The organism is Shewanella sp. SM29 (assembly GCF_025654245.1).
GTDB classification, from domain to species: Bacteria; Pseudomonadota; Gammaproteobacteria; order Enterobacterales; family Shewanellaceae; genus Shewanella; species Shewanella oncorhynchi.
The window spans coordinates 14,925-28,385 of sequence record NZ_JAKKRN010000045.1; the positions used below are offsets into that span (position 1 = coordinate 14,925).

Sequence of the window (13,461 nt, forward strand, 5' to 3'; positions counted from 1 at the left end):
AGCGCATCCTTAATGAGTATAGAAGTTGGCCACAGTTCTTATTTACACCTGGCAGACTTGCAGAGCAGAACTGTATCGGCATAGTCACTCAACCGTAGAAAAACAAAAAGCTCCTTACGGAGCTTTTTGTTTGCAAACATCACTTCTTAATAATACGGCTTAGTCAAGATTCACTGGCGGGGCGATAAAGCCTTGATAGGCATCTGTTCTAAGCTCGTTAAAACGTTCTAGCTGAGCTTTTTCTTGAATACCCGTCACTATGACTTGAATGTCCAATCCTTTTGCTACGTTGATTAGGGCGCGGCACAATTCGCTATTGTGGTGTGTCTCATCATAGTAGGCGAAGGATTGATCCAGCTTCACATAGCTAGGTCTTAATTCCTGTAGATAAGACATAGAGCCAAACTGACGACCAAAGTGGTCAATACCAAACTTAGCACCGTTATCGCGAATGATGTTACATAAGTGCTGGCATGACTTAAGATCACTATAAACACCAGCCTCAGGGATTTCGAAGCAGATGCGCTCAATAAATGTGGCATTTCGCAAAAATTGATTTAGCCACTCATGGAACTGAGGATCGTTAATACTTTGGTGGGTTAAGTTAATTGCGAGCGGTTCATAGCTCCGCTCGAGCAGTTTTTGCTCGTAGACAGTTTCAATTAAGCATTTATCGAGTAAGGCACCAAGTGATAATAACTCGATATACGGCATAAATTGCCCTGCATGAGCGAGTTGATCACCAAGCTCTAATTGGCAATACAATTCCCGTTGTGCTATGCCATCACCATCGCAAAATTGGATGGGTTGCCATCTAAACTTAAACTTCTTATTGCTGATAGCATGGCTGAGATTATCGCGCCATTGCTCGCGGGTGAATAATTGCTGCTCTGTGGTTTCAAACCAGTGGAAGGTTTTATTTTCTTGTAACGCTTTTTGAAGGGCATTGTCGGCTTGGGCCAAAATATCCGACACATTCATTTGCCCAATACGTTCCGCAATACCGATAGCAAAGTCTTCGTTGGGCTTACAGCCTGCTTTTGACATTTCTTGATTGATTGTACGGATAAGTGTTTGTAAATATTTACTGATCTGATCGTGTTCAACATCGGTCACTAAAAATGCAAATTCATAGGCGGCAATACGGCCTATGACCGAAGGTGTTATTTCGTTTAATTGCTGTTGAAACTTTTCTGCGAGGATCCGTATGGTTTCATCTCGAACTTGATAGCCATATTTACTGTGCACTTCTTCGAGCCAGTCGAGTTTGGCGAGGAATAAAGCACCGCTGCTAGGTTCACTTAACCAACCATTTAAACGACTTACTACATATTGGCGGTTAGGCAGGCCTGACGCCGGATCGACAAGATTCTTCTTACGTAACGCGCCAACCTCTTCGTCAAGAGAATGGAACACTTGTTTCAATTGAGCTGACATGCTGTTAAATGCAGTCACTAAGTCTTTTAATTCGGTGGTTTTGGGTAGTGCCATGTCTGGACCAAATTGGCGTGCTGCGATACTTTTCGCGTGTTCAGACAGGGTGTGGAGAGGTTTCAATATCCATGTTAAGCCTACTCTTGCTGTAAAAATAGCAACGAGAAAAAGTAGTGAGAAGGCTATGATGGTATTGGACATGATTCGCCATAGTTCATGATAACCAAAACCAGGATGAGCAGTGATTTCAAGCTGTGCTAGCTGCAGCCAACCTGAGGTGATAGTGCTTTGTTTTTTGATGGTTTTAAACAGATCTAGATTGATAAACCATTGAGGGACATCTTCAATTTTTAAAGGATTATTCCACTCTTGTTGCTTACCATCGACCATCCAAGTCAATTTTACATTTTGATAGTAACCACCTTCAAAAATAACATTCACTAAGGTTTCTGCCGCTGCGGTATCGCCGGCTTCGAGTGCTGGGGTAAGCATTAGACCGAGTGAAGTGCTGGCATTGTTTAGATCGGACTCCATTTGCTTTGTTAAAAAGCTTTGAGTCTCAGTGAATTGCACATAGCCAAGGCTTGCAACTACAAGCAAGAACAGGCTAAAAAGCAGCGAATAAATCTGTCTAAACAGTGTCATTTTTGGTGCTACTCCAGTTTTAATTTTGGTTGCCTAAGACGGTCAACACCTAATCTATGGTTAAGATCGTTCCATTTTTCTAATCGTTTTGAGGACCCTGCCAGTACGCCTCGACCTTGCTCTTTATTGAGCCATAACTGTTTACCGTTAAAGCTATAAACAGGCAGTAGATCTTTTCTTTTTGTGGCGGGTTTTATTTCATGGTCAAGATTATCGAGCACTAAAGGAATTGATGATGGTGTTTCATAGTAAGCCAATACCATATGGTATTGATTAACCGTAGTGGCTTTAACCATAGTGATCCGCATCTTGTCCTCTTGAACACCAAGTTGGAGTAGGGTGAAGTATTTTGCGATCGAAAAGTCTTCGCAATCACCGCCATTCACACCAATAAACTCCATCGGCGTTGCCCAATAATTCGAGTCTCCCCATAATTTACTGTCATCCACAAAACGGAATAAATTAAAAAAGTTATTCACCTTCAATAACTTTTCTTTTTCATCTAGCGTACTCGCTTCCGATAACACTTTGAACCAAGCCCTTGCTCGCATTCCAGCACGTTCGCCGTAATGTTTTTCTAGGGTTGAAGTTATCTTCACTTCATCAAGGTTTTGTGTGGGGGCCGCATATAGGCAACATATGCCTAGGGCTGACGCTATTAGGCTAAAGCGGCAGACTCGCAATAATGAATCTTTATAATCAAGTCTGCCGTTCATAACCTAATGTGTTAGTCCTTTATTTTGAGTTGTCATCGACCGAGTAAATTGTCCATTTCATGTCTGCTGCCGTATCATCACCAGTGACTTCTGCAACAACACGACGGTTACGAATTTCTGCTTCCGGCGTCTGTTCTAAAACAATTGGGCGGCTAGAACCATATCCAATAGCAGTTAATCGACTTCTATCAATACTAAAGCGTTCAGCCAGTACAGCGGTGACAGCATTTGCACGTTCTTGAGATAATACTGTATTTCGTTCATCGGTTCCTGTGCGACTCGTGTGACCTTCGATAGTCACTTTGGTCGTTGGATACTGACGTAGAAAAATAGCCACCTCTTCAATTTGAGGATAGTACTCAGGCGCAATATAAGCAGAGTCATTCGGGAATAAAATATTTATTTCCTTTCGCTCGTTAATCGCTTTTATTTTGCCACAGCCATAGTTATCAATACCTGCCCCTTGGGCTGTGTCGTTGCAGCGTTCACGGGCTTCAATGACACCATCGCTATCTTTATCAGATAGATCATAGGTTTGAGTTGTGACCATTTCGTCAATATTAACCGTATCGCGCATCGAACAACCAGCTAAAAGAGTGACACTTAGAAAAAATGTGAGAGTTTTCATTTGTTAGCTCCTCCTTCATAATTGCGCTCTCCGCGCCACGCATCAGGTCTAGTGACTTTAAGTGAGTCTAATAATCGTCCTGTAGAATTGAGCACGCGATACTTAGCAATAACTTCATCATATTCAGCTTGTAAGTAGTCTTTACGCGCCTCGAAGAGTTCATTTTCGGTATCTAATAAGTCGAGTAAACTGCGTTGGCCTAAGTTGAACTGCTGTGCATAGGCTGTTTGAGTATCCTTTGCGGCCACGACATGATCGCGAATATATTGTTTTTGCGGCGCTAGCATTTCAAATGCGTTCCAAGCTAGGTTTACCCCTTCAACAACTTCACGTTGGGCGCGTTGGCGGATTTCTTTCGCTTCACCCAACTTGTAAGCAGTTTCTTTTTCACGGGCAAGATCTTTACCCCCCGCAAATAAGTTGTATCTCACCCTCACCATGGCGACGAGATCGTTACTATGGCCACCCACATCACTGCGGAAAGCTCCAGCACCTGATATTCCATCTTCGCCGCTAATATCGTTATTCCAGTTACCATTCAGTTCTAAAGAAACCTGAGGGTAGTAATTGGATTGTACTGAAGAGCGTTCATTTTCAGCGGCACTAATATCGTTTGCTGCAGATTTGAGTATGGGGTGATTCTCTTGCGCAACAATAATGCCAGAGCTAAGATCCTTTGGCAGCATGTCTGCATCTGGCACTGGTAATATTAAGTCTGCTGGTGCCGCCGCTACAATTTTGACGTACTGTGCTTTTGCATCAAGTAAATTGTTGCGAGCAGAAATAACGTTAGCATTAGCACGCGCCAAACGTCCCGAGATTTGGGATAGATCTGCGATTGAGCCTAAACCTGAGTCAGTACGTTGTTTAATCTGGTCATAAATTTCTTTATGGCTGTTAAGGTTTTTCTCGGCTAATTTTAACACTTCATCGGTGCGTAAATAGTTGAGATAGACTTTACTGACATCGAGTGCCATATCTTCAGCTGCAGCAAGCAGTGCCCATTGGTCTGCGCTAGCTTCAAAGCTATAACGATCAACTTCACTGCTGGTGTAGAAACCATCGAAAAGCATTTGTTTTATGCTAACACCAAACTCTCCGGGATTTAATTCAGCCACCCCTTTGCTATCGACTTCGCCGATATTGGGTCGTCTACGTGTCGATACGCTGTCGGTTTGTTCGTAACCGTAGCCACCATTGACATCAATAGTTGGCATATAGCCTGCTATCGCTTGATTAACTTGTTCTTCTCGCGCCTTAAAGCGGTTGAAGGCCACTCGTAAATCTGGGTTTGTATCTAGCGTATGTGCAACGGCTTGTTCTAACGTCTGACTTTGAGCCGATAAAGGTAACAGGATTAATGACAGCACTATGGCTATCTTTGAACATTGAAATTGTCGTATTGCTGAAGTCTTCATGACCAACCTCCCGGTTTATAAAAAAAAGGCTTAGTGCTCTCTGAGCGCTGTGTCCTTAGCCCTTAAAATTGGATTTAAAATGTACTCAAGTATGGATCTTTGCCCCGTGATAACGTCAACTGAAGTTAACATTCCCGGAATAATTGGCATCTGTGTGCCATCGTTTTTGGTTAAACTAGATTCTGCAGTTCTAACTCTGATGAGATAGTAGCTATTGCCTTCTTCATCTTGAGAAGTGTCGGCACTAATATGTTCGACAGTTCCTTTAAGGCCGCCATAGCGGGTAAAATCATAGGCGGTAATTTTTACTACGGCGGGTAATCCTGGATGTAAGAAAGCGATATCTTTAGGCAAGATTTTAGTTTCTATCAGCAGTTGATCTTCCGACGGAACTATCTCGATAATATCGATCCCAGGTTGCACTACACCACCCAGTGTATTGATATGCGTGGTTTTAATGGTGCCATTAACAGGGGAGGTGATAATCGCCTTACTGACTTTATCTTGCGCGCCAACTTGTGCTTCATTCATGCGAGAGAGGCGGGTTTGAGTTTCATTGAGCTGCGCGCGTAGCTCTGCAGCGTAAACAAATACGGCTTCACGGCGTTTTAAGATAGCCTCATCTAATGCAGCTTTTACTTTAGGGCGGAGTAAACGCATTGAATTCAATTCACCTTGCAAGTCGTTTACCGTGCGTTCGAGTTTGAGTAACTCAACTTCAGGAACAATACCTTTTTTGGCTAAAGGTCGAGTGAGTTCAAGCTCGCGGGAGATTAGCTGCATGCTCGTCGTTAATGTCGTTGTTTTAGAGGCGAGATCATCAATTTCTTGCTGTCTTTGTTGAATTTGACGTACGAGGATCTCAAGTTGGTTACTTAAGTTATCTAAGCGTCCGTTGTATTCCTCTTGTTGTCTTTTCACTAAGGCGGGTTCCGCAGCAATGATAGCTTCAGGGAATATCAATGCTTCTTTAGTAATTAGCACTTGTTCACGCCAATCAGAGGTCATGTCTGATATTAGAATGCTGTCGAGTTCGGCGCGCATGCGGATAGCATTGGTTTTTAAGCCATAAACTTCTTGCTCTTGTTGAGCAAAGTCGGAGCGAAAGCGGGTATCATCAATACGCACTAAAGGCTGCCCTTTTGTGACTATCTCACCTTCTTGAACGTAGAGTTCTTGCATTATGCCGCCATCTAGACTTTGGATCACTTGAACTTGCGATGAAGGAATCACTTTTCCCGTTCCAGTAGTAACCTTATCTAATTGAGCAAACCCCGCCCACAGTAAAAAACACACTACCATAGCAGCAAGTGCCCATATGATTAATCTGTGTCCGCTGGGAGCGTCTGTCATCATGGCGCCATAGACATCATCAACCATATCTAAGTCGTTTGTTGTTAAATGTTTACTCATCTTTTAGCCTCTCCGTTCACTAGGCCAAAATTGAGTTTTTCTAGCACTTCTGCTTTAGGTCCATCGGCAACCACATGGCCGCGTTCAAGTACAATAATGCGGTCGACGAGTTGCAATAAATGCATCTTGTGGGTAATAAGAATTAACGTTCTATCTTTGCTGACATTTTGCATTGAACGAATAAATTGTTGTTCAGCGCGAGCATCTAAACTCGCCGTAGGTTCATCCATCAGTAACACTGGGGGATCATTCAGTGTGGCGCGAGCAAGGGCGACAGTTTGTCTTTGCCCGCGACTGAGTGACATGCCGCCTTCGCCGACCTGTTGGTCTAGGCCTTCTGCTTCTAGGTTGGTGAATTGACTCACACCAGAAAGCTGTACCGCGCGGATGAGTTGATGTTCAGTGACTTGACGTGTACCAAATAAAATATTGTCGCGAATAGAACCATGGAATAGGGTGACATCTTGGGGTAAGTAGCCAAAATTACGACGTAAATCACTCGGATGAATCTGTGCTGAGTCTAAACCGTCGTAGCGCAAGCTTCCTGCCGTGGGTTGAAATAGCCCGACCAGTAGCTTAGCGAGCGTACTTTTACCTGAACCATTTCGACCGATAATGGCAATGCGTTCGCCAGGATTAATCGTCAGCGACATCGGATGCAACACAGGCTTTTCAGAACCTGGATAACTAAAACCGACATGATCAGCATTGATCTTGCCTATGAGTCTTTGTTTGCTAACTAAATGCCCTTTATTTTCAAACTCATCTTCTTGAGTCATGATTTCATTCAGTTGGCGTAGTGCACTGGCTGTGTGGTTTGCTCTCGTCATCAGGCCTGCAAGTTGTGCCATCGGTGAAATGGCACGGCTCGATAGCATGACCGCAGCAATAATTCCGCCCATAGATATCGCATTATCAGCCACACGATAAACGCCCAAAATCACCACGCAGACAACGGTAAATTGCACCGTAAAGTTCGCTACGTTCGATACAGAGTTGGAGAGCTTTTTTGACCTTAATTGCCAGTTTGCACTGTGGCCTATCATCTGTTGCCAGCTTTTTTGCACAATTCCTTCAGCACCATTAGCTTTAATTGACTCTAGCGCTGATAAGCTCTCAATTAAATGCCCATGTTTTAAGCTTGAAAATTTATTGCCTTCTTCGATTGCCGCTTTGAGTTTAGGTTGAATATAAAGCGTGAAGCCAATAATAATGATGCCGCCAATGACTGGAACTATAGCGAGATCACCAGCGACAATAAAAATAATAATTAAGAAAAATATCGCGAAGGGGAGATCGACTAAAGTAGTGATCGTTGCCGAAGTTAAAATTTCACGAATGTTATCGAATTCACCTAACTGTTTCGCCATGCCGCCGATACTAGGAGAACGTTTTTCTAGGGGAATACCTATCGCTTTAGCAAAAAGTCGCGAAGACACAATAATATCTACTTTTTTTCCTGCAACATCGATGAGGTAACTTCTAAGTTGCCGCATGATAAGATCGAACATATAAGCAATCGCCGCACCAATCGCTAAAACCCAAAGGGATTCAAAGGCGAGGTTTGGGACGACTTTGTCATACACATTCATAATAAATAACGGTGAAACTAAGGCGAATAAATTCACCAATACAGAAGCGATTAATGCATCACGATAAATGGGTGCTGAATCTTTGAGGGTTTGGACTAACCAGTGGGTTTTATTATCGTGTAGATAAACATCGAAGCCCATGTCGCCACGGTATTCTTGTTTGACTAAGAATAAATACCCCACATATAAGGCTTCGAGCGACTCAATTGTCAGTGTCTCTTCACCGCCCGTCTCGGGTAATTGAATAATTGCTTTATCTGATGCAACATCAAGTTCTCGCAATATACAGGCTTTTTTGTCTTTTAATAATAAAATACAGGGGAGCAATATAGGTGATACTTCGTTTAATCCTTTTCGAGATAGCTTAGCCGCTAGACCCGCTCTTGAAGCCGCCTGAGGTAATAAGTCAGGTGATAATACGGTACCTGACAAGGGTAAACCTGCCGCAAGCGAATCGCTCGAGCACGGATTGCCAAAATGCTCAGTGAGTAACACTAAACAATCCAGCAAAGGATCCACTAACACTCTTTGTGAGGCTGAAATGGTCCATTGATCAATTTTTTCAGAAGCTGCAGCAGACACCTAATTACTTATCCTTTGGATTTTTATATGGTTATGGCAAGTATCGGTCATGATGGCCTATATTTCTATAGGCCATCCAAACGATTTTGTCTAAGGGATATTATGCTGCTCATTGCTATTCAATGGTGCAAGACCTGAACTTGGTTCTGGTGTGACTGGCTGAGTATCAACAATTAACGGACCGCTGCCATTAGTACCTAGTAGGCCATTAATAATGCCAGTCTCTGTTGTAGTGTTATACGCACTATACAAATCAACACCGTCAAGAACGATATGCTGCTCAAACACACCGTCTTTATTGCCATCGATATCAATCACAGTTGAACCACTAACTAAGCTAAAGTTTAAATAACTGTGTAGTGTGTTGTTACTTTCACCTTGGAGTAAATCGCTTAAATCCAATTTATCTTCATGGATATTAAAGTCAGTGATATGGTCTGTTCCCGTTTCTGCATAGCGCCAGACGAAAGTATCAGCACCAGTCCCACCCGTTAGTTTATCGTTTCCTAGGCCACCAATAATAGTATCGTTACCAGCACCACCAAATATAAGATCATTACCATTACCGCCGTAAAGCTGATCATTCCCACCTTGCCCATAAAGTATGTCATTACCTTGTCCGCCGATAAGAACATCTGCCTTATCACTGGCACCAGATTGGTCAAAATCAGATGCATGCTCAGTAATATATCTATGTACTTGGGCATCGGTTACTGCAGCTACCCCTAGCTGATCAGCAACATAATCTTTGATGGCAACATAACCTTGGCCACTGATACCGTTAAAGTTGATGGCATCACCAAAGAGTATATCGTCGCCGTTACCACCGTTGATGGTATCAGATCCTGGCAGTTGGGTAATTGGAGTACCAATGATCGCATCAGCTAAATCCTCAGCGTTGACACCCGTTTGGATATGTCCGTCCGAATCGTAAGGAAGTAAGTCACTATTGTTTAAGCTTGAACCCATTCCGATTGCAGCTACTGTGACGCCAAGGGCTGATAAGAATGCGAAACCACTTTGAGATTGGCTATCAATGCTACCACTATTGCTTCCTAGACTTGAGTATTCATAGGTACCAGTACCATTAGGGCGCATATAACCAATCAGGCTAGATTTTCCCTGCGTATCTATTTTAAACACTTCACCAGCTGCATTAATAATTGTGTAGTTATTAGACTTATACACTTGTCCTGGTATATAACCATTTTGTAATAGAGTATTGAGATAAACATCTTTAGAGTTATTAATCCAATCATCTATCAATGGATTTGATCCCTCATTAGTATTGTATCTATTTGCTTGTCCATCAGTAATGAAGTAAGCCAGGTTCGTTGCTCCCGCATTTCCTGTTGCATCTGCACTACTAAACCAATTTGCCGTAGTTTTAAATACGTCTTCATAGTTAGTGTTACCACCTGAAACCATGCTTTGTAATATAGTTTGCAGTTGGGACAGAGCATTTGGCGAACTTAAGTCTACGCTAATACTCTTGTTGCCATGGGAGTCAAAGTCGACAAGGAATAATTTTACAACCCCAGCACCATTTGAACCTGCGCTGGCTTTAAGTGTTTCAAATACCTGCGCTAATTGATCAGTCATTGTACTCAACGTGGCGCTATTTATACTGCCAGAACTATCAACCATAAAGGCGATATTGTAGTTTTGACCTGGCAAAATAACGCTACCGTCTAAATCGCCGACCACAATGTTGTGCTCATTACCAAAGTTAAGATTTTGATCGCCAGGCTCTCCTTCATGACCACTGAAGTAGCTAAGAATGACGCTATCTGCATCTGTTGCAGTATTGGTTAGGTCTGTACCTGACTCTCTTGATACAGCTTCGACAACGAGGTTGACTTGACCTGCATATTCACCAGGAACCCTTAATGTTAATCCTGTCAGATTGACATCTAAGGATGCACTGTTCCATACGCTGCCATGATTTAGAAGAATATTACCGTCTGCATCTGCAGTCCCCATCAATGTACCGTTACTGCTGTAGAGTAAGGTGCCTTCGGGTAAACCACTGAGCTGAATGCTATCGATGCTTTCGCTACCGTCTCGATCCGCAAGTGACACATTAATTTCGATTGGATAGTCTACAGCTGTAGGCTGTTCTAATGTGAGTTCACCTGTGATTTGATTGATCGCGTATATGCCATCCTTGAATTGCACATACTCAACATCATGCAGGGCCTTAGTAACACCGATGCCATTTTCAGTTACAAAGAAGTTGAACCAACGATCATTGCTAGAGTAGCCTGTGCCTTTCTCAATTATGTAGTCGGCTCGGTTGCCAAGAAGTACGGCGATATCTGTTCCTGCACCACCGTAGAGTCCGTCATTACCTAGACCAGCAACAAGAACATCATTTCCTGTTCCGCCATAGAGAGAGTCACCTTGAACGGCATCACTGCCGACGAGTATGTCATCACCATCCATACCGTAGAGTAGATCACCGCCGCCATTTGCGCTGACAAGATGATCGTTCCCCCCAGTACCGAGCAACTGATCTTGTCCGGAAGTATTATCAATAGTACGCGTACCAGTATTAAATGGTGCGGTAGTAAAATCGCTCGTACGGAATTGTTCGGTAGTGATACCTGAAGTCTTAAAGTTACTGTAAAGCGGTATGCCATTATCAGTCAGAATAACGTTAACTACAGGCTTATCTGCTATAGGTAAGGCAGTGATATCAAGTGCTGCTGTGGAACCAGTATTTGTTGTGTAGGTTACACTTGGCATTTCGCCTGCCCAGTTATCATTTGGAATAAACTGGAATTCACCATTAGCTTGTATTAATAAGCTACCCACGGCCAAGGTAATGGTTTGCCCAGCGTTAAAACTGGTTTGCATACCGTTATACATGACTCTGAAGCTAGTGATGCTCAGATTGCCGAGTTGATCATTGGTAAGAACATTACCCGTTAGCTGCTGATCTTCGTCGATGGTATAACGATCGTCAGTCGCATCAATAACGGTAGCATTATCCGTGCCTTCAGCTGATTCATTATTCGCACTATCAGTTTGAGTGGCGGTGACTGAGATTGCCTGACCTGCAGTTGGAGTAGGCTCTGTCCAAGTAATAACACCATTTGTATAGGTGTAACCTGTTGCTAGAGCACCATTACTAAATTTCAGTACGCCATTGTCAAGAATGAGGTCTACTGTACTATTATTACCTGCATTATCGATTTCTAGATGTACACTGCCGCCAGTATTAAAGTCACTCGCATTAATTTTGACCTGTATTTGAACGCCATTATTACCTATCTCTGTACTCGTCAAATACGCGTCATCATTTACATCATCGATGATGCGTACTTCAGGTGCCGAAGGTGGCGTTGTATCAACATAAACTTGTGGAATAACAGAGAAAGTACCATCTGTATGATCGCCATCTCCATCAGTGGCTCTTACTTTGAAATCAATATCACCATCGCTAGGTTGTAACATCTCTTGATATTGATGAAAGTCCCATTGACCTGTACCTGGGGTAAACTCAAGTTTGAATACCAAGTGACCAGCTGCATCAACCCCAATTAGTGTATTTGCCGTTTGGGTTATAGTGATTGCACTGCCTGCTGCCGTGAACAAATTGGTTTCATCACTACCTTGTAAGGTGAGCGAACCTTTACCATCTGCACCCCATTCTGGGGTTACTGTTCCTGATGCAAAGGCGATTGCCGGTGGTGTTGCAGTGCCTAAAAACTCAATAGCTGTAACAGTGAAGTCACTATTATCACCGCTACTTGGACCTTTGCCATTATCAAGGGCTTTGATGACCATTTTGTCAAAGCCACCTTGTAAGGCTTGGAAGTTGGCCGCATAGTTGCCACTGCTGGCATCTGAACTAAATGTTTGAGTTGCGATAAGTTGGCCATCTCGCCAAAACTCGACGACACCGACTTCTAGTTCGCCGCCAAACATATGGGAAAACTGGATATTCACGCCGTAGGCAACAGTACCTGGATCGAGAGTAATGATGATTTCTTCAGATGCAGAACTTCCATCCGCAAATTTACGGAAATCGACTTCGTTCGCGAGATTATGATAAGGAGCCCCTACACTGCTAACTCCTATCCCGTTACCACTTCCATAGATTGCGGCATCAATTAAATTAGAGTTTGTTGAAGAGGTAAATCCTTTGGCTGTGATCGTAAAACCATCAAAATCAAGAAGATTGTTGTTGCCACTATAGCCAGTTAGAGAGAATAGACCGACTAAAGTATCAGGAATATCTATATTCGTTACTTCGACAGGGCTAATAGATGCGATTTCAGGTGCGTCATCTTCAACCGTAACACTAAAGCTACCTGTAGAGGTGCCACCATGATTATCATTAACAGTAATACCTATATCGAATGTAATAGTATCTTCAGATGTAGTGTCTGGATGATCAAGTGGTGCCTTTAAAGTCACATCATAGGTCCAATTGGAATCACCAGAAGTTGGAGCGGTTAGAACTACAGCCATAACTTCAACATAGGAAGAGCCGCCAATAACACCTGTGTAGCCTATTAGTGTTTGTGTATTCGCATCCCAGAGCCAATTTACAGCTTGTCCGCCTGACATTAATTCTGTTGGGCCAGAAAGTGAAACGCTTAAAGAGTCACCATCAACATCATTAATATTTATTGTGCCGCTAGCAGAAACATCATCTGTAGTATCAGAATTACCAATAACATCAATTATACCGTTAAGTAGCCCCTCTTCAGATACCGTAGCATTTGATACGGAATTTATTACTGGATAGTCGTTCGCGCCGACAATGGTGATGGTCACGGTGTGGCTGGCGGTGCCATCGGCACTGGTGACCGTGATGTCACGGGTCAGGGTTTCACCCGCCTTGAGTGACTGCACGTCGCTGTGGCTGTTGTTTAAGGTGTAGGTCCAGTTACCGTCGGCATCAATGCTGAAGAAACCGTAGTTGCCATCGGCGACATTGGTTTGCACTTGGAATACCGCTTCGCCGTTGTCGACGTCGGTGACGGTTAAGGTGCCGGCCACCGTTTGTACTGTGCCTGGCA

At 43.2% G+C, this 13,461-nt stretch carries 6 protein-coding genes and 1 pseudogene; all 7 read right to left on the reverse strand.

Annotated elements, in window-relative coordinates:
- Positions 1 to 159 precede the first annotated feature (159 nt).
- On the reverse strand, positions 160 to 2,079 hold the full coding sequence (locus L5L77_RS20965; protein ID WP_105250451.1) for an EAL domain-containing protein: 1,920 nt from the start codon (positions 2,077 to 2,079) through the stop codon (positions 160 to 162).
- 8 nt (positions 2,080 to 2,087) lie between these two features.
- Complete coding sequence (locus tag L5L77_RS20970) at positions 2,088 to 2,795, reverse strand: transglutaminase-like cysteine peptidase (protein ID WP_105250450.1); 708 nt, start codon at positions 2,793 to 2,795, stop codon at positions 2,088 to 2,090.
- Positions 2,796 to 2,814: 19 nt separating this feature from the next.
- Positions 2,815 to 3,423 carry an OmpA family protein gene (locus L5L77_RS20975; protein WP_105250449.1) on the reverse strand — a complete coding sequence of 203 codons (609 nt, stop codon included), beginning with the start codon at positions 3,421 to 3,423 and terminating at the stop codon, positions 2,815 to 2,817.
- Positions 3,420 to 4,841 carry a TolC family outer membrane protein gene (locus L5L77_RS20980; protein WP_105250448.1) on the reverse strand — a complete coding sequence of 474 codons (1,422 nt, stop codon included), beginning with the start codon at positions 4,839 to 4,841 and terminating at the stop codon, positions 3,420 to 3,422. Before L5L77_RS20980 ends, L5L77_RS20975 begins: the two co-directional genes overlap by 4 nt.
- A gap of 30 nt (positions 4,842 to 4,871) precedes the next feature.
- Positions 4,872 to 6,254, reverse strand: coding sequence for an HlyD family type I secretion periplasmic adaptor subunit (locus L5L77_RS20985; protein WP_168825932.1), 1,383 nt, complete (start codon positions 6,252 to 6,254; stop codon positions 4,872 to 4,874).
- A complete protein-coding gene (locus L5L77_RS20990; protein ID WP_105250446.1) occupies positions 6,251 to 8,428 on the reverse strand; it encodes a type I secretion system permease/ATPase in 2,178 nt (725 codons plus the stop codon). The genes L5L77_RS20985 and L5L77_RS20990 overlap by 4 nt, the downstream gene beginning before the upstream one ends.
- A 90-nt stretch (positions 8,429 to 8,518) precedes the next feature.
- Positions 8,519 to 13,450: pseudogene (locus tag L5L77_RS20995) on the reverse strand (VCBS domain-containing protein); the annotation flags it as partial.
- Positions 13,451 to 13,461 lie beyond the last annotated feature (11 nt).

What these genes read in the sequence shown, in the direction of transcription:
- L5L77_RS20965 (WP_105250451.1), bottom strand. Translation starts at nt 2,079, where the DNA reads ATGACACTGTTTAGACAGATTTATTCGCTGCTTTTTAGCCTGTTCTTG.
- L5L77_RS20970 (WP_105250450.1), bottom strand. Translation starts at nt 2,795, where the DNA reads ATGAACGGCAGACTTGATTATAAAGATTCATTATTGCGAGTCTGCCGC.
- L5L77_RS20975 (WP_105250449.1), bottom strand. Translation starts at nt 3,423, where the DNA reads ATGAAAACTCTCACATTTTTTCTAAGTGTCACTCTTTTAGCTGGTTGT.
- L5L77_RS20980 (WP_105250448.1), bottom strand. Translation starts at nt 4,841, where the DNA reads ATGAAGACTTCAGCAATACGACAATTTCAATGTTCAAAGATAGCCATA.
- L5L77_RS20985 (WP_168825932.1), bottom strand. Translation starts at nt 6,254, where the DNA reads ATGAGTAAACATTTAACAACAAACGACTTAGATATGGTTGATGATGTC.